Origin of the sequence: Calothrix sp. 336/3 (assembly GCF_000734895.2) — a bacterium.
Taxonomy (GTDB): Bacteria; Cyanobacteriota; Cyanobacteriia; order Cyanobacteriales; family Nostocaceae; genus 336-3.
The window spans coordinates 68,926-87,303 of sequence record NZ_CP011383.1 but is presented as its reverse complement, the minus strand read 5'-3'; the positions used below and the strand labels follow the sequence as shown (position 1 = coordinate 87,303).

15 protein-coding genes are annotated in these 18,378 nt (G+C 46.1%); 2 read left to right on the top strand and 13 right to left on the bottom strand.

Going from position 1 to position 18,378, the window contains the following annotated elements:
* Positions 1–4: 4 nt before the first annotated feature.
* The 10 genes from IJ00_RS27345 to IJ00_RS29325 all read right to left on the bottom strand — a co-directional run bounded on the left by IJ00_RS27345 (position 5) and on the right by IJ00_RS29325 (position 9,970).
* Positions 5–1,894, bottom strand: coding sequence for a hypothetical protein (locus tag IJ00_RS27345; protein WP_144416141.1), 1,890 nt, complete (start codon positions 1,892–1,894; stop codon positions 5–7).
* Positions 1,895–2,849: 955 nt separating this feature from the next.
* Positions 2,850–3,269, bottom strand: coding sequence for a hypothetical protein (locus IJ00_RS28590; protein ID WP_144416140.1), 420 nt, complete (start codon positions 3,267–3,269; stop codon positions 2,850–2,852).
* 311 nt (positions 3,270–3,580) lie between these two features.
* Positions 3,581–5,035, bottom strand: a complete 1,455-nt coding sequence (locus IJ00_RS28585; protein ID WP_168163544.1) for a hypothetical protein — start codon at positions 5,033–5,035, stop codon at positions 3,581–3,583.
* Positions 5,036–6,048: 1,013 nt separating this feature from the next.
* Complete coding sequence (locus IJ00_RS26615; RefSeq protein WP_238178557.1) at positions 6,049–6,612, bottom strand: hypothetical protein; 564 nt, start codon at positions 6,610–6,612, stop codon at positions 6,049–6,051.
* A 327-nt stretch (positions 6,613–6,939) separates the two neighbouring features.
* A complete protein-coding gene (locus IJ00_RS26610; RefSeq protein WP_035159904.1) occupies positions 6,940–7,371 on the bottom strand; it encodes a hypothetical protein in 432 nt (143 codons plus the stop codon).
* Between the two features lie 101 nt (positions 7,372–7,472).
* Positions 7,473–7,745: a hypothetical protein gene (locus IJ00_RS26605; RefSeq protein WP_035159903.1), complete on the bottom strand. Its 273-nt coding sequence runs from the start codon at positions 7,743–7,745 to the stop codon at positions 7,473–7,475.
* Positions 7,742–8,167 carry a hypothetical protein gene (locus tag IJ00_RS26600; RefSeq protein WP_035159902.1) on the bottom strand — a complete coding sequence of 142 codons (426 nt, stop codon included), beginning with the start codon at positions 8,165–8,167 and terminating at the stop codon, positions 7,742–7,744. The genes IJ00_RS26605 and IJ00_RS26600 overlap by 4 nt, the downstream gene beginning before the upstream one ends.
* A gap of 13 nt (positions 8,168–8,180) precedes the next feature.
* Entirely contained in the window at positions 8,181–8,504 is a 324-nt protein-coding gene (locus IJ00_RS26595) for a hypothetical protein (protein ID WP_035159900.1), read from the bottom strand.
* Positions 8,505–8,553: 49 nt separating this feature from the next.
* A complete protein-coding gene (locus tag IJ00_RS26590) occupies positions 8,554–8,892 on the bottom strand; it encodes a hypothetical protein (RefSeq protein WP_035159898.1) in 339 nt (112 codons plus the stop codon).
* Between the two features lies 1 nt (position 8,893).
* Positions 8,894–9,970, bottom strand: coding sequence for a ParM/StbA family protein (locus tag IJ00_RS29325; RefSeq protein ID WP_035159896.1), 1,077 nt, complete (start codon positions 9,968–9,970; stop codon positions 8,894–8,896).
* Positions 9,971–10,206: 236 nt separating this feature from the next.
* Between IJ00_RS29325 and IJ00_RS26580 the strand changes: the two genes are divergently transcribed.
* Positions 10,207–10,527, top strand: a complete 321-nt coding sequence (locus tag IJ00_RS26580; protein ID WP_035159894.1) for a hypothetical protein — start codon at positions 10,207–10,209, stop codon at positions 10,525–10,527.
* A 201-nt stretch (positions 10,528–10,728) separates the two neighbouring features.
* Complete coding sequence (locus tag IJ00_RS27335) at positions 10,729–14,976, top strand: CHAT domain-containing protein (protein ID WP_052754573.1); 4,248 nt, start codon at positions 10,729–10,731, stop codon at positions 14,974–14,976.
* Here IJ00_RS27335 and IJ00_RS26570 read toward each other — a convergent pair.
* Genes IJ00_RS26570 through IJ00_RS26560 form a run of 3 tightly spaced genes read right to left on the bottom strand, consistent with a single transcriptional unit; the run spans position 14,951 to position 18,272 of the window.
* Entirely contained in the window at positions 14,951–15,817 is an 867-nt protein-coding gene (locus tag IJ00_RS26570; RefSeq protein WP_052754572.1) for a DUF928 domain-containing protein, read from the bottom strand. The genes IJ00_RS27335 and IJ00_RS26570 overlap by 26 nt on opposite strands.
* Positions 15,818–15,819: 2 nt before the next feature.
* Positions 15,820–17,139 (bottom strand): CHASE2 domain-containing protein, encoded by a 1,320-nt coding sequence (locus IJ00_RS26565; protein ID WP_035159892.1) that lies wholly within the window; start codon positions 17,137–17,139, stop codon positions 15,820–15,822.
* A 29-nt stretch (positions 17,140–17,168) separates the two neighbouring features.
* Positions 17,169–18,272, bottom strand: a complete 1,104-nt coding sequence (locus IJ00_RS26560; protein ID WP_035159890.1) for a TIR domain-containing protein — start codon at positions 18,270–18,272, stop codon at positions 17,169–17,171.
* Positions 18,273–18,378 lie beyond the last annotated feature (106 nt).

Below are 18,378 nucleotides of genomic sequence, written 5' to 3'. Positions count from 1 at the left end.
AAGGCTAAAGCAATTGCTGGCAATATTGCCAAAACACCTCAAAATCCCGAACACCTGCGATGATATCCCCATGGGCGGCAAACCAAGCCGCTGCTTCCTGCTGGAGGATGGTGGAGGGAGATGCCAACATCAGGTGATACTGCAAGAATTTTTCTAGCTGCTGGCGTTCTTTAGGCAGCAACGAAATGCCCTCGATATTGGAGAATAGCCGTACCCAGCGTTTTGCTTGGGGTAGAGCTTGCAAGCGCAGGCGAATGGCTTTCCGATGCTGCTCTGGGGTGTAAATGGGGTTTGATGCTGTGGTATCGAGAACTACCGTTGTCTCGGAGAACAGCAGGAAGGAAACCACAGAAGGGGAATCTTCGGGAGAAAAAGCCACCCCTGGGGTCGCTGACGACGGCAGGGAACCAGGTGGCAGTGTAGACGGTAGCGTAGACGGCGGTGTAGATAACGGCTGGGTAATTTCGGGATTGCTAGCAAAATTGCCATCAACAGGTCGTTGGGGAAAGGTGGGATGGGCAGAAAGAGGCTCTGAAGAAGGCAGGAGGCAGAGGGCAGGAGGCAGAAGGGAATTCTGATTCCTGTCCTCTGGCTTGCTTGCTAAGTCTATTTCCGCAATTGATAAGTCCTCCTTATCAGGAATTTCCGATTTTTCGGCACGCGCCTCGGCTACAGGGGGGTATTGGAAATTCTTATCATTCAGAATTGTAGGAGAAAAACCGTCAGAAACCCTATCATCACAGGAATTAAAGACAGAAGAAATTGTATCAGAGTGTGAATGGATTTGAAGAATTGTGGAATCTGTAGAATTTACCTCTTGTGAATGATTTTGGAAATTGCACTCTTGCGATAAAGTCCGGAACTCTGGTTCAAAAGCTGCGCTTTCATCCACTGCTGGGGGCAACGCTAGGGGAAGGGTATATATACCTTCATTAGGGGGCAAATGGTGTAAACCTTGGAAATCCCCTGCCAGGACTGGGTTTGGCGGTTCGATTTCTTTGGGCCAAGGGTCGGGTATATTTTGGTATTTTTCAACGGTAGCATCAGGGTTTACACCCTCTACTCTAGGAGACTGTTCGTGGGCTGGATGCCATAGGGGCTTATACTCCTCTTTGTACAGGGTCGTGGGACTGACTCCAAGGCCAAACATTTCCAGGGATTTGCTACTTATCGCTTTTGTCCGTAAGTAAGCACCACTAGGAAATTGCCCTTCGGCTTTCAGCATGGCGACGGTGGCGGTGATGCGTTCCAGGGTTTGTTCGTGTAGCTGCTGTTGGGGTAAGAAGGGAATGACGTTGGTTGTTCTTTCTTCTCGACCATAGAAATTCTGCTTATAGGTTTTGGTTCGGGGCGGTTTGCCAGAATGCAGGCGGGTATAGTATCGTTCGGCACTGCGTGCTACTTCCTGGGAGCGCTTGTCGATTTCGTGTTGGTGGCGGCTCCACTGGCGGTAGCCGGGGGTACTGATGGCGGTGTCTCGAATATAGGTGGTTAAATCTTGCCCCCAGAGTCCTAGAAATATGATGCCGTGTTTGGCGATGGCGATGAGCATGTCGTTGGTTTGCCCGTACCCTGTCCATCCTTGGCGCAGAATCTCCACTACATCCTGTTGGAATTGTTGGTTGTCGTCGGACTGGGGGCGGTGGGGTTGGCGCGGCTGGTAGGTTTTGGGTGTATGGGCGAGCGCGGCTGTCAGGGTTTCCATGTCCTGGGCGCTGGCGGTCTGGTCTGCCCAGTTGAGTAGGGTTGCGACGGAGTTGGAGATGGGTTGGAAGTCGTCGTCGAGGAGGAAAGAGCCTGACTGGAGGGGCAGACGGTGGGCGTTGTAGTCGGTGATGACGGTTTCGCCGTAGGGTTTGGTGTTGGGGAATATTTCCAGTTGCCCACCGCGCACGTAGTAGCCTGCTGTTTCTAGGACTTGGCGGACGGCGGCGGCTAGGCGGAAACAGTGGACGGGATGGGGCAGAAAATAATACAGATGGATACCATGGCTGTCGCTGGAACGTACGCAAACGCTACGACACAGCCCTAGTTCTTCTTCCAGGAGATAGCGGATTTGTTGGTAGTGCTGCGGGTTGTTATCGGGGTGGTTGGCGCTGTGGGAGTCTATGTCCAGCAGCAGGTAGCGGGTGTATTCGTCGAATCGCAGTCCTAGTAACAAATTGTTATCTTTGTACCGCGACCACAGGTTACGGGGTTCTAGGGGATAGCGGAGTTCGGTGCGCCACTGGGGTTTTTCGCCTGGAGATGGCAGGGGCGCGTAGATAAAATGCCAGCCATGGCTGAAGTATTCGGTGAAACGTCTGCCAATCTGGTCTTGGGGAAGTAAGCGGAGCTTGGGAAAATCGTTGTCGAGATGGCACCTTTCTGCATTCATGATAAAAAATTCCAAATTTTTCTATCTGGCAGCAGAGACAGTGACCACAGAATGTGATAGGCTTAAGAACAGGAATGGGTCAGCCTGACAGTTTCACTGCCAAGTTGTCTGTTCTGAAACCCCACCAAAGTGGTCTGAACACATATTCTGTTGTCATCGCTCTGTTGCTGCTGTTGTCAGCGTTTTGCTTCTAACATCCAGTTCGAGCGTCGTAACACGTATTTTGTCGTTTCACCTCCTTTTTTTGGTTTGTGGGTTGGTAGGCGTAAGGCTAAAGAATGTTGCAAGCACTCTATAAAGCCGGAAGCCATTTGAGAGCGGGATTGATTTCAGTCTGCAAACCTAGGCAATCCTGCACATCATTAATTCAGACAATTAAATATCACTACGGATACATAACGGTCTTCCGTCATCATACTCCCTGAGAGGCTCTACTTTTCAGGGAGTATGATTATTTTTACAAAAATATGTCCTAGGTAGAATTCAAAGGCTGTGATTCCTGAAGTCTGGGCAAAGTCCCTGGCTCTACCCCTAAGGGTGTATTCCGCAAGGGAGAAAATTTCCCCATAGGCTTGCCCATAGTCATAATGGCAGTGCCAAAGTTTCCCAGGATGAGGAATGGTTCACCGCCCAGAATGGCGATCGCGCGGAGCGCACTGCCGGAGGCAATCGCGCACAATATCCCCAGGGTGTTGGCGGTCATTTCTGCTGGGTTGATTCTCTTCATCGCTGTCACCTTCCTATGCTTGTGTGTCAAGGTCGTGTACCCAACGTCGGCGGCTGCAACCTGGCAGGGACTGAAATGGGTTGGTTGCCGGAGATACTTACCGCCATGTCTCTCTCCGTGGCGAATGCAACCGGATATGCCCTGCCGTAGACTGTCGTGGGTCAAGGCGGGATGCCGTAAGGTTTCTACCCGTATGCGGCGTGCCGTACCGATGCCATAAGGTTTTTATCTCCCTGCTGTGTTTTGAACCGTTTTCTGTTGGTACTGACGATGCCAGAGGCAGGGGGATGGCGTGTCTGTACCCCAACACCAGAGAAAATTTCCCTTCTTCAGGGGTATTTTTCGGGATTCTCGGTTAGCAGAGAACGCTGTCGGGATTGATTCGGCTGGGTTTCAGCGATTCTCGGCGTTGGTACAAACACACCGAGAATACCCCAAATCTCCCCTTTGCTTGCCGAGAGAGAATTCGCGAAGAACTACAGCAGGCGAATACCATCGCTCCCCCAAGGTTCGCCTTTTTCGCTCGCAATCAACTGGCGCAGCAGGTCACGCACCGTAGCGATAGGTAATCCCTTGTTTTTAGCAATAGTTAGGGCTTCCATTTCGCCACCACGTTCGCGGATGTAGGTGTAAATCTCCCGTGTCTGGGGGGTTAAAGGTTGTTCCACAGGTGTTTCTGGCAGCTTGGTGGCAGACACTTTGGTGATGGCTTGCTGGAGTTCCTCCCGTTCGTGGGTACTGAGGGAATCCGGGGTTGGGACAGTCCCAGGGGCAGTATAGTGGTCGTTCTGCAATTCGGGAAACAAGGTCAGCAGAGTACGAGCGGGGTCGGGCTGCCCGGTGTAGGGGTTGATTTCAGTCTTCAGCCAAGCGGGAATCGTGCCAATATCACCGCCTTTGACTGGGGTGGCGAAGTTTTCCGGGTCTGCCAGGAAGTAGGTTCCCGTCGCCAGGGCAATGGAACGCAGTGCGCCCACTTTTTTCGAGGTGGCTTCGCAGCCAATAAACGTGACATCGGCTTTAAAGGTGCTGCTAAGACCACTGGTGTTACCCGTCCCCACCCAGGAGGTTAAATTGTTGCCGTGCAGAACGATAAAAATCTGGCATCCTTTTTTGCTGGCGCGGGATAGGAGAAAACGAATCATCCATTGTTTCTGTTCTGCCTCCAGGGAATCTGACAGCGCTAACGCCTCATCGATGACGAGAATACGGTCGGCATAAGCCCCCACCGAGGCTTTATCCATCTCCCGCAGATAACGGTACAGGGCGGCAGCAACGGCTTTATCTGGTTCCTCCTGACCGGGGAAGTTGGTGGCACAGATAAGGCGATCGCAGAGGAAGGGATAGACATCTGTCCCGGCGGTAAAGTAATGCACCCTCAGACTGGGGGACAGGGCACAGGAGAGAATTGCCAGGATTGCCATCAGGGTTCCCTTACCACCCCGTTGATTGCCACAAATGGCGGTAATTTGTCGGTCTACACATTTGGCTAGGTCAAACCCTGCTTGGTGCAGGAGGGCAATCACCCGTTCGGCACGTTGGTCTAAGGGCAATGTCCGCAGGGCATCGCCGTCAAGACGTGGAGATGGAACGGGGGGGACGGCTTTCGTAGCCAAGGGGTGAACGGTGGGAGGATTGTTCGCTATCCTCGTCACCTCTGGAACGTTATTTTGAAAAGTTGAGAGGTTGGGGGGGAGAGTCGCATCAAGCTTTTCAGCATCTTTGGGCAGGGACGGAACGGGGGAGATAGGTCCGGTGGTTTCCAGAGGTCTTTTGGTTGTTTCTAGGGATTCTCCAGTGGTTCTCAGAGGTTCTTCCGTCGCTGTTGTTTCTAGGAATTCTCCCGTAGGCTCCTGGCTGGTGGGAGGGGTCAATGCCACGGTAGGCGGTACGGCGAGGGAGATGGTACGCGGCTCCACGCACGACGGCATAAGCTGTACTTGCTGCGCCATCAACGCCCCTACAGTTTGGTAATTGACCCGTGGGTCAAGGGCAACGGAGGCAAGGTGGTGTTGTAAACTTTGCTGGTCGGGCAATGCCCCCTTGTAATCGATGTAACGGTCGAGCAGCCAGCGATAGGCATAAAACCGTTTTCCTGTCTCCACCTGGTCAAGATAGGCACTGAGATGACCGTTGAATTCCCGCAGCATCACGAATTCATAGCGTTCGTACAAATCCAGATGGAATATCAGGTCAGCAAGTTCGTTTTTCTGGGCGAACCACTCGGCGCGAGCTTCGCTGTCTCCCATTGCCGCCAAAAATTCCAAGAAATTACCGCGTACAAAGGGAATGGGGGCGAACTGGTGGGAGTCGTTCAAATCTTGTCCCACAGCCCACACATAACCAACTCCTGCCAGAAGGGCACCGATGGGGGCTAGGGGGCTGGTGGCGTAGCAAATCGCACCAATGGTCGTGCCTGCCATTGTCACCAGTTTGGCAAGGTTCATTTCAGCTCTGCCCCGTCCGGCACGGCAGAGAAGCTGGTCTTGCCGTTCCACCAGCCAGGAGGCGACATTGCCCGCTTCCAGGTGTTCGATGCTGGGGTAATTGTCCCGCAGCCGTGCGGTTTCTCTCGTGGTCAGGGTTGGTAAGGGCGCTGGGGGTGGCTGGGGTTTGGGGGTGTCGGTGGGGGACGTATCATGCGGTAGTAAATCCAAGGGTCTCTCTCCTTCCATCAAACCAATTCGCAGTTCGTAATGCCTCGCTCCGCGAGGAGCTACGCTAACGCAATTAAGACAATTAGTGGGGGCTTGAACCCACCACAAAGAGCGATACCACCAACCTGCGGGATAGTGGGGGCTTGTACCCACAAGGCAATTAATCAGTTAGCAATCCACAATTCGCATTTTCAATTGCGAATTACGACTTGCGAATTGCGAATTGTTAGGTCAACCTGCTGGTTGAGGGTGGGGTTGTTGCGGCAAAAACTTGGTATATTTGGGTTCTACCGTTTGCTGTGTTTCCACAAGTTCCAGCCAATTTCTCCTGCCATCATGGTGGCGAAGTTATAGATGATACAAGCTACCACCTGTCCGGGGTCGGTAAAACCAAAGGGATTGCGGCTGTAAAAGGTGGTGACAAAATCCAGCAGCCAGATGAGCAGGGCAATCAGTCCACCGGAATTGCGATCTCGCATGCCCGCCCTTTTGTAATCGCCCCACAAGGCTTTGGCTAAATCAATTTTGGCGGTGGGTTTGGCTGGTAAGTTGTATTGGGTGCTGGCTTCATACTCGGTTTTGGCAATGTCTGGGCGCTTGCCCCGCAGGGTTTTGGCTTCGGCTTGTTGGATGCACCAGGAAATGACGATGGACAGCCAAAATAGGGGATTAAAGGGCAGTATCAGCCAACCATACCAGCCAATCCAACGGCGCTCAAACCAGGGAAATATGGCTGTACCTTGGAAAAGCGTTTGCCAGACTCCATCGGCGGAGAGGATGACACCGCCAGCAAACATCACCATACCGAGGATTTTCGCCCCGGAGGTTCCCGGTTCGACGAACTGCGCCATCACCGCACCGACGAACTGGAAGGGGATGGAAATAATGTCCACCACCCACCCGGCGATGATGTCGATGGTATCGCCCATGCTTTTTTTGGGTTCTTCCTTTTTGGGGGCTGCGGCATCCTTATCGGCAAGGGATGACATGGTTGTAACTCCTTGTTTTATTAAGATTTGTTAGCGAATGTTGGCGAGGAAATGTCTAGAAAGAGGACAAGGGAAAACCCTATATAAATCCAAGGGATTGCATCTATGAAGGCACGCCCATTCAAACCGACAACACAGGGGGGGTAATTGCAAATTCTTTTCCCCTATCCCCCGCTCTCCTGCCTCTTTTCACTGGGCTGGGACACCCGCGCAGACGTTGCGGTAGTGGTGTTTCCAGTACCACTGGCGGTTTTTAATTTGCCCGATGCAGGCTCCCGCAGCATCAAAGACGAACACCACCTCGCCTTCCTGCCAGCCCGTGGTGTCGGGGTTAGGGTTGCGTTTGGGATTGTCGAAATAGCGGCGTATCTTTAACTTTTGTCCGTTGGGCAGCACTCCGGCTTGGGCAAGGCGCTCGGCGGTTTCCTGGCGCTGGTCGATACGGATGCGCTCAAATTCTTCGCGATTGCGAAAGTAGGCTTGTTCCACGCGGGTGTCGGCTTCCAGGCTGGTGCTGGCGTTGAAGGCGCGAAACTGGGAGGGTAATTTGAAAATCAGGGGGGAGGCGACGCACAGCAAGCCCAGCAGCCCGAACGTCGCGGGGGTTTGATAGCTGGTCATTGGTCGTTTTGGGTAGGAATTGGGTATGGAGGGGCTGGGAATAATGCAGCCCCATGTAGGATTGGATTGTCAGACGCTGGTAAATACGCCAATTATTCAAGCTAGGCGGTGCATTTTAGCTGATTAATCAAGGCATCGATGAGTCCCAGTTTGTCGCTGCGGGACAGTTCCCCAATCCGCTCCACGGCTTCGGCAACGCTTGGGCGGATGTCACCCTCCTCTTCGGCGCACCCATCTTCCGCCAATTTGACAATCATCCACAACCGTTCGCCGTTGTGGAGTTTCTGGAACTGTGCCCCCCAAGCTTCCTGCATTTCAGCCAGTAGTCCCTCATCGCCGGGGGTGTAGTTGGTGTAATAGCCAATGGGTTTCATGCGACTTCCCTCCCCTGCCCTACGGTCATTTCAGAGATTGGGGGCGTGAGTATCACCAGCAAGGATTCGATATCGTGTGGGTGCAGGGTGGCGATCGCCGAGATATGTTGGTCTAGGTTGCGATCGCTGCTCCAGCAATCGGGGTCTGCCTGGTCAATGGCTTCATCAATCAGGGTTTCGGGGATGTCAGCACGCTGTTCGGTCAGCTTGTGTAACCAGCACAGATACAGACTCAAACTTGCTCGCAGCACCTGTTTGCTGTAGCTGTCGAGATGTTCTAAATTCGTACCGTATTGCTGGGTTAGTTCTTCCAGCACCCAACTTTCGTTAGGGATAATGGCTGCGTCCACCAAGGGTGCCAGTACTGGGTGATGGGGGGAAAAATTCTGCTCCTGGTTGGAGATGATCGCGTTGTGTTGCATAATATTGGTATCCTTACGATTCGTGTGCCTGATGCCGAACGAAGGAAATCAGCACCCCTGGTTTGGTGTCCAGCCTGGGCAGGGGTACTACTTTTCTTTCTGCGAATTCGCTGAGGGCGATCGCTAATTCGTCCAACGCCTCAATGGCATCACCTAGCCGTAAATCGGGGTGATAAGTGCCAGAACATACCAGTTCCAAGACAGATGGGTCTTGTGCTAGGTCATTGATAGACTGGCGAATATTATTCAGGCGTTCCAAGACGGGTAATTGGGGGGCGGTGGATGTTTCCGGGACGATGGTTGGTTCGTCCGCATCGTTGTTATGGGGAAAGTTCATCAGATTTTGAGGGTAGTGTGGAAACCAATCGCTTTTTGCCGTGGATTGCTTACGCTGCCTCCTGTTCAAATAAATCGCCTAACTGGGCATCAAAACTATAGTCATCAGGTTCACTGGTTGTTGTCCCCTCCCCTACCCTCCTCGGTGCAATGACCGACAGATTGCGGGCAGAGGCTGGAAGATTGAGTAGCCAATCCACCAGCCGCCCTAACGGCAGGTTGCGGGTCATACTGTGGGCGAGTTTATGTTCGTACAGGGCACGGTTGACCAGGGTTGAGTAGTCGATGGGGGTTAGGGTTTCGGGGGCTTTGCCGAGGATGCGTTCGGATTGGGTTTCCAGGTATTGTTGTAAATCCTCTTCCAGGCGCACCCGTTTGAGTTCTGCCATGTTATTTGCCTCGCTGGTAACGACCTTCGGCGATACGCTGCAAGCCGAGGGCATTTGCCCAGCAAGCATCGGCGATGGGGGTAATCCCGGCTTTTTCAAATTTCCCTTCGGTACAGGGTAAAGCTGCGCCACCACCCCACGCCACCAGGCTTTGAGCCGCGTCCCGCCATTCTTCTACTTCCGCCAATGCCAACCGCAAGCGATCGCCCAGCCAGGTATGCAAATGGCGGGTGTAGAGGTGCTGGAAACTGAAACCCCGCGTGCCGTATTTGAAACTGCGGTCTTCGATGGCTTGGCGGATGAGTTCGATATTGGCGGATTTTCCGGTACCAAGGAGTTTCACCAGTTCCACGTCGGAGGCGATCGCCTCCAGTAAATCGACGCATCCCCCAACTGCCAGGACGTTACGGTGAATGATTTTACCTTGGGGGGCAAAGACGGTGGGAATCACGGTGGAGGTGCCAAAGTCCAGGGCGATGACGTGTCCCGCAATGTCAATCAGGGGGTCGGGTTTGTAGGCGGCACAAAAGGCATAACTGCCTGCCCCTTCGGGAACCACAAGGGAGACGGTGAGAGAAACCTGGGTTTTGGGTTTGTCCCGTCCACCAAATAGCACGCTATGGCTGCCACTGGTTTTGCTGGTGACGAGTTCGCGGAATACCTGGGTGTTGTGGCTGGACAGCACCAGGTGTAGATTCCAGGTGTCTTGATGGGGTAAGGTTGCTAGTGCCCCCAATATCATGTGCAGGACGTATTCGGCTTTGAGGGCGGGGTTATCGCTGAGTTTGATATGGCTGGTGGGGGCTTTCCAGGCGGCAAGGCTGCCGGTGAGGAATTCCCGCCCTTTTAAATCGGGGCGATCGCCGTCGTCGTAGATGAAATGTCCGCCTTCGGGGGAGGTGAGTTCGTCGTGGAGTTCGCCCTGGATTTCGACGATTTTGGCGGGGGTGCGAACGCGGTGTTGGTCGCTGCCGTTGCCGATGGCGAGTTTGAGTAAGCCAGCGCCTGTATCAACTCCGGTGGGGATGATTGAGCTGGGTGAAGCGATCGCAGCTTTCTTTGGCTGCATTAAGAGCATGGTTGTACCTCCTGATTGTTTGGAAATTCTTGATCGCAACAATACTGTCATCCACGCCTGATGTGGTCTTTCCTCACTAGCTTGTTATGTGGCGTGGGTTGTTTTAGTCTGTCATCTCACATTATTCAGCAATAGCACAATTTGTGCAAATAGCGCATTAAGTGATTTTTGCCTGTAAAGCACGAAAAAAGATAGAATTGACAACAATAGCTTCCTATCACTTCTTGTTATGAAAAATGCCCCCATCTCACAAACGTATTACTATTTCCATCCCGACAAAAACTTATACCTTCCTTGAGCAATGGGCAGATAAAGAAGGAAGGGGAGAATCAAACCTAGCTGCTTTCCTTGTCATGGAAGGAGTCAGAGAAAAGGAAGGAGATACCAGCAAAGTTACAGTTGATTTATCATCCATCAGCAATCAAATAGAACAACTCCGCACGGATTCTGCTTGGAAGGCATTGTCTCTTTCTCAAAAAGCATTGGTTTTATTACATGAATATCTCAACTTGCTTGAAAAGCAGCAGGACGAACAAGGCGATCATTTAGCTCCATGACAACATCAACAGGTCACTATCCTCGTATCTCTTGATAACAAAGAAATGAGTGATTCCCGGAAGCGCACCGCTGTTAACATTTCTGATGTTGGCGATCGCATTGAGCAACTTCGCAATAATATTGTATAAAAAGATTTCTTATTTCTCATTCTTATTACAGATTAATGAGATACTTTATGATGAAGCGATGGGAAAACAAAAGTGAGAAGACGTGGTAATTGGGTGCGGTTATCTCGGAAATCTTGGGGCTTTAAGCTTGTTTGCTATAGCCTTGTTTTTTTAATGATTACTTTATTTATAATTGAACCCTTCACTCAAGCTATTGCTAAAGAAGGTATTTTTTATCAAAACGTAAACCAGATAATTGCCACAAAGCAAGACTCAATTATTGCAGGTTATTTACAAAAATTAATCATTGAAAATAACGTACATAAGCACCACTCATCCGAGACATTCAATCAGTCAGAGGCCAAACCACTTAATCAGTCTCAAGTTAAGAAACCATCTAAATCAAAACCCAAAAAAGCCACAGAAGCAGAGACTCAAGTTTTAATTGCCGAGGTGGTTGTCAATAGCAAAAAAGGGTACTTGGAAGATAGTTTAATTGATGAAGCTTATCGAGTCATTCGCACTAAACCTGGGCTTCTGACAACGCGATCGCAGTTACAAGAAGATATTAACGCTATTTTTGCAACTGGTTATTTCTCTAATGTTCAGGTAATTCCAAAAGATACCCCTCTAGGAGTGCAAGTAACATTTGAAGTTATTCCCAATCCTATTCTGCGTCAGATTGAGCTTAAGGGTAACATCATCAAAACTCTCCAATTTAAAGATAAGAAAATCTCCTTACAACAAGCTATAGATAATGTTTTCTCTAAGGATTATGGTCAAAGGCTAAACTTAAAAAAACTGCAAGAAGGAATTAAGAATTTAACGCAAATTTACCAAGATAATGGTTATGTTCTGGCAAACTTTATTGGAAGTCCTACCGTTCAAGAGAACGGAACGGTTACTTTAGATATAGCAGAGGGAATTATCGAGCGCATTCAGGTTAACTTTTTGAAAAAAGACAGCGAAGAAGAGAATGCAAAAACCTTTCCTACAAAGGGAATTACGCCAGTTCCTCAGATATTAAATCAGTTCACATTAAAGCCTGGAAATGTCTTTAACAAGCCTCAAGTCTTAGAAAGCTTGAAACGAATTTTTGATTCTAATTTATCAGAAGATTTAAATATTAGCTTGAATGCTGGAAAATATCCAAGAAAGGTAGAGGTAGTAATTAATATCATCAATGAATATACAGAATTACAACGAGCAGCTAAATTAGCATTTGATGCTGAAGAACAAGAGAATATATTTGATGCCATTCATCAATTTGAAACAGTGTTGAAATTAACGCAACTTTCCAAATCTAAGTTAGAAGAAGCTGGAACACTTGTGAATCTTGCTAATTTATATAAAGAACAAAAAGATCAGCTATCTATACAGAAAGGAGAAGATGCTTATTCCCAAGCATTAATCATTTTCAAAAAATACAATGTTCGACTTCTAGAATTACTTACTCTAATTAATTTAGCAGAAGCTAATAGAAAATTAAACGAACCAGAACAGGCATTGGATTATTACAGACAAGCACTTCATTTACATCGCTCAATGAAAGAAAAACCTAATAATAATTACTTATTTGGAGATTTTACCGATAACAATCCTCTGTTCCGCGCAAAAGATATTGCTAATATAAAGGAAATATTTACTTTCTCATATGAATTTCTAAGACTAGGAATAATTTTAGATACATCTACAACTTATGCTGCTGTTGGTGATTATCAGCAAGCTGATTACTTACTTAGTGATGAGTTCCCAGAATTAATGAAAAGCTTAAGTAATTTCAAAAATAGACTGGAGATTAATTTTACTGAAGATGGACAAAAGAAGTTTTTTGACAAGTATAGCAAAGAGATAAATCAAACAATATTGGAATTACCAAAAATTATGATTAGGTTACCGTATAACTTCATCTACTCTGATTTAGGAGATACTGCAAAAGCAAAAATTAACTCAGAAGAAACAGTAAAAAAATTTATTAATTTACTACACATTTGGAAAGAATCATTTAACAACAAAGAGCCTGACAAAGCTACTCCCTATATTAAATCCATCATAAGTATAATCGAGTGGTTCTTCAACAATCAAAAAGATAACAAACAATTAGAGTCGCAGGTACAACAGATTATTGCATTAGTAAAAACATTCATCAATGAGAAATACTTAAAGAGCCTCACTCCTTATATTCAACCATTAACTCCACTAGTTATTACTTGGTTAAGTCAATCAACAGATGATGAAAAATTAGCAATAACTTTAAATCAACTTGTAAATTTATTTGACTCTCTGGATATAAAAAATATTGAAAAATGGGGGTGGGTAAAAGATGTAATAATTTATTTGAAAGGGTCTCCTTATTACAGGTTAGGCAAGTATAATGAAGCTCTTATTTGTTATCTACAAACTTTAAAAGCACTAGATTCATTAAATATAGATTCAAATAAAGATGAATCGAATATTATCTCGATATTGCGACTTTTAATTCCAGATTTTAAAACTAAGATGCTTCTGGCTATTGGTAAATCTTATGATGCTTTAAATGAACCTAAGAATTCTCTTACTTTCTACCGTCAGGCTATAGAAATACCTACTAAATTTCCCAAAAATGAATTATTAAAAGCAGAAGCCTATTACGGTATTGCTAAAAATTCATGGTTACTTAACAACTTTTCTGAGGCTCAGTCTCAGATTGAAATGGCTGTGAAAGAAAGTGAAAAACCATCTATTACTATTACCAATTTAGCTGCTGGCTCTGCATTCACATCAGTCGATTATAAGTACAAATATGGAATAAAACAGCGAGGTAGTTTAGCAATAGGGTTAGGAGCTTCAAGCAAGACATTAAATTTTACTACAAATGTTGATAAATTAGAACCCGAAAATTCTTGCAGTACACTCTCAAATTATTTTATATGTAGACAGAAGTATTTTGATTTTTATATTAACCTCTTGATGCAACGCTATCAAAAAACAACCTCAAAAGAATACAAAATTCAAGCTTTTCAAGCTAGTGAGCGTGCCCGCACTTTAACAAATCAGGCATTTCAAAGTAGTAGAGATATTCGAGTAAATCAAAAAAGTAATAGCCATTCAGGAGAAAAAGACTCTAATTCACATAAAAGAACTGTAGGACGCATACGACCAGCAAAGTTATCAGAAATTCAAAATCAACTTCTAGATCAAAAGACTTTACTATTGGAGTACTTTTTAGGAGAAGAAAAAAGCTTCCTTTGGGTGGTCTCTAAAAAATCTATTGAAACGTACTCGCTACCAAAACGCTCGACTATTGAAGCCAAAACTAAACAATTTTACGAGCTTCTGACAACACCAACTGGCAGGGTTCAACCGAGAACCACTGCAAAAGTTGGGAAGGAACTGAGTGAAATGATTTTAGGTCCGGTTGCTGCACAACTTGGTCACAAACGCTTATTAATAGTTGGAGATGGTGCCTTACAATACATTCCTTTTGCAGTTCTCCCTGAACTTAAGCCAACAAATAATGCGAGTTACCGCTCTCCTGATGGAGAATTTGCAACCTACATGCAGCCTTTACTTGTAAATCATGAGGTTATCAACCTTTTGTCAGCCTCTGCCATGATAGAACTTCGGCAGAATCACAGCAAGCGTCCCACTCCTCGAATGGAAATGGCTGTCTTTGCCGATCCTGTACTTGACCGTGAGGATGAACGTATTAAGAAAACGTCCTCTAGCAAAAATACAACAGCAGCGAGCGATAACACAATATCTGACTTAGAAGGAATCTATCCATCACTACCTGGGACAAAACAGGAAGCAGAGCAAATCCTAAAGTTTGTCCCTCCAAACAAACAAACTCAATTTTTAGGCTTTGATGCCAGTTACCAGGCTGCTCTCGACTCTAAGTTAAACCAATATCGCATAATCCACTTTGCCACTCATGGTTTTTTCAATATAAAATCTCCAGAACGCTCCGGAATTGTTCTATCGGCTATTGGTAAAACTGGAGAATTACAGCGTGGTTCAATTATACCTTCCAGTACTTTTAATATGGATATGTCAGCAGCAGATTTGGTAGTGTTAAGCGGCTGCCGTACTGGATTAAAAAGAGAAATAATCAGAGAAGGATTAACTGGACTAACTGGGGGTTTAATGTCTGCTGGCGCGGAGCGTCTTGTAGTGAGTTTGTGGAGCGTGAATGATGAGGCAACAGCAAAATTAATGACATTATTCTATCAGAACATGTTTGAAAAGAAATTATCTCCAACCCAGTCACTTCGATCAGCCCAACTTTCTCTCTGGCAAGATAGTCGCTGGCAAACTCCATACAACTGGGCTGCTTTCACAGCTTATGGTGAGTGGAGGTAGTTTTACTTGGCTCAGAACGTTCTCGTGCGGGAATTCCTCTACAAACCTCACATTTATCGCGAGGGACTATAGGTTCAGCACTTAATTTGGCTAAACCTACTGAGTCTAGCAGGCTACTCCAATTTCTTTTAAGTTTAGAACTTGGCGACTTTTCATCTCGTAGAAGCTTTGCTAGTGTACCTACTGTTTCGTACCATATTCCCTGAGCAGCGTAATCACTAGAAATTTTTTCAAGATTTATCTTTTCATCCAGTTGATTATTAAAGGCAGGATCGATTGCAATATGCTCGATCCATCCATTGACTGTAGCATCCCCTGAACGATTTGCTGGATTGCATATCACCGAAAATACCCAGCGATACCTGCGTCCTTCTTGTAGGGGTTTTATAGTTTTCGGCATTGCCACACTGATGACACCACCCATTTTTACGGAGGACTGCTTTTGTGGGAGGTAATATGTTGCCTTGTAAAAAATACTTTCGCTATCATCCAGCAGTACAAACTCTAAACGCCGCCCAGAAGAAGAAGGAACCCTTTCAGCATAGGGAACATAAAACCAAAAATTAGGATGAGGAGAAACTGTCTTCTCAATAAAAGTTAATCCCTCCTCATTAGCAGGCACTAAAGCTGTAAGAGGAATTGCTGTTTTAGGGCAGTCACCACGAACCGCTCCCCCGCTTCTCTTACCAGGTGGTATGCCAACCCGTTTCGGTGGCCATATCCATCGTAGCCATCCAAATAGTTGAGCCTCTACTGGTGGAATATAAGAATTGATACCAAGGCTCAAAACAATACAAAAAATTAGAAGCTTTTTCAAAGTGGGCGAGGTTGAAAAAATCATGTTTAAGTACCTGAAGATTTCTCCTCACGAGAGCTACATAACCTATAAAATACAATACCACTTGTGAAGGAGTAGCTTAATATAGGAGGTATAAGTGGTAGCCAACCTCCTGTCCCAACAAGCACAACGTAGCAAATTGCACATAAAATACCAAGCGTGTAGCCATTCCTGATTAAAAGCCATTTCAGACGAGAATGGACAGCAAAACTACCTCCCAGTAAAGCCCACCCAAAAACCCATATAAAGTCATACCACTTTGGCCAGCACCATAACAATAAGCGATTAGGTTCGTCCACAACAGCACTTATAATTTGGCTAACTTCATGAGCATGAACGACCACACCAGGGATATCAACACCGTATGGTGTTTTCCATATATCAGAATTAGCTTTTATTTCGGTTGCACCAATTAAGACAATTTTATTGCGAACATCTTCCACAGAAAAGCTATCACTCAGAAACTTTTCAAGGCTCACTTTTTTAACAGCGATATTGTTAGGTCCACCATCCGTTTGACGATAGTTGAGAAGGATGCTATAGCCAAAGCGAGAGAGCCATTGATAACTGCCATAAAAACTCTCCACTGGTTTAAATTCTTTGCCATTAATTGTTAATAATTGATTCGGAGATTTAGGCTGTTGATATGAAAAAGAATTTTCATATTTTAAATATTTAAGTGCGATAGCAACACTGAATGCTTGTTCGGCAATGCATTTAGTTTGGGGAAACGATTCCGCAATCATGAAGTGACGGCGAACTACATTATCATTATCTTGCAATAAATCAGCAAAGCCTACCCGTTCAGACAAAACGTTCGATGGAATATCATTTGGAGGAGAGAGACCTGCATCTGTCACTTGTAAGTTTTCGTCAACCTCTGGTAATTTGCATACTGTAACTAACCAGTTGTTTCTTTTTAGTTTCTCCTTAAGGCTTGCCTCACTTGGATGAACGGGAAAATCACGATAAAAATCTAACCCAACAACTCTTGGTGATCCCTTTTCTAGTTTTTGCAAAAGCTTATTGAGTGAACGATCTTTCAAGACTGAACTACTACCTTCTTCGCGTCGGCTAAATTGTGCTTGAACATCCGATTCTGTAATCTCAATAATGACTATACGTGGATCGGGTGGTTCCGGGGGTCGAAGCTGCATTAGCAAATCAAAAATTTTGAGTTCAGCAGGTTGCAATCCACCTATAAAACGTAAAAATAGCAATGCAAGTGTAGTAACGAAACTAGTACTCAATACAATCTGAAATGATGTACGCTTAATAATGCGATTAATAAATTTTACAATAGACTTTTGATCATGAATATCCACCGCTTCAGTATCATCTAACGATGGATTTCTTACTTTTTTGAAGTTAGTTCCTCAGCTACTTTGCGAATTCCTTTTGCAACATCTGTAAATGCTTGATCCTGGTTCTCCCAGTTCGTTACAGGTCTAGCATTTTGGGGTAAGGCTTGGAGCTTACTAAAAGGTGCGCCCTTCCAATCAACTTCTCGAAGGATAACAGGAATAACACGAGCCTCTCCCGCCGCATGACGTTCCATTGCACGTGTTAGCTCAATATCGTAGCAATAATCCGAAGCCAAAAAGTCTGCACTAATTAGCAACAAAATAATATTGGCTGCATCCATACGTGCATCAATTTCACCAGCCCATTCTTTTCCAGCACTAATTTCACGATTATGCCAAGCCTTAATTACACCCTGTCGCTGTAAAAGTTTGAGGTGTTTTTCTAGCTCATCTCGCAGTTTTTCATCCTCATGAGCATAGGAAAAGAAAACTTCAATGGCTTGGGATGTAGATGAGGAAACAGTTTCGTTTTTGAGAGCTTGGTGTGAAGGTAGATGCTGTATCGAATTTGTTTCATCGTCACTAGGTTTCTTTTTTAGCACTGGGGTTAGATGTTCTGGAATACCAGCTAACCGAATTGCAACACAAGCAAACCTATAGGCAAATTCAATACTCTGTCCAGAACCTAGAGCATCATAAAAACCCACAGCAAATTCAATAGCTGCTTTATCTCCTATTTCATTCTTCATGCCGATCACATAGCTAACATATTGAGCTATAGCTTCAGCCTGCACTTCCGAGTAACAGCCATTAAGCAGAACACACTCGATCTGATCGGAAAATAACTCAAATAGCTCTGCTAATGCTTCTCCATCCACCAACTTGGGTAGCCCGGTTTCATCCTCAAATACCAGCCCACTATCACCTGTCCCGTGCCCAGAAAAGTGAACAATTTGTGGGTTAACATCTAGCATTGCCCTCTGAATGTCTCTCGGTCGCACAGCCCACTTCTGCTCTAAAACAAATTGGTCTCGATGCCTAGCTCGCATAAGTCCCGCATCAATTTCACGCATTTCCTCATCTGAGCGAAGATGCTTTGTAGTTTTTGGATTAGATGATAGAAACAAAATCTTTTTTTGCGGATTATTACTCATTTGAGAAATTAGAGGCAGAAGTTGTATAAACTTATCTTAGCTTTAGGTATTAAAGTTTATTTTTTAAGACATTAAAATAACATTAAAACTGTATTTTCATCGATAC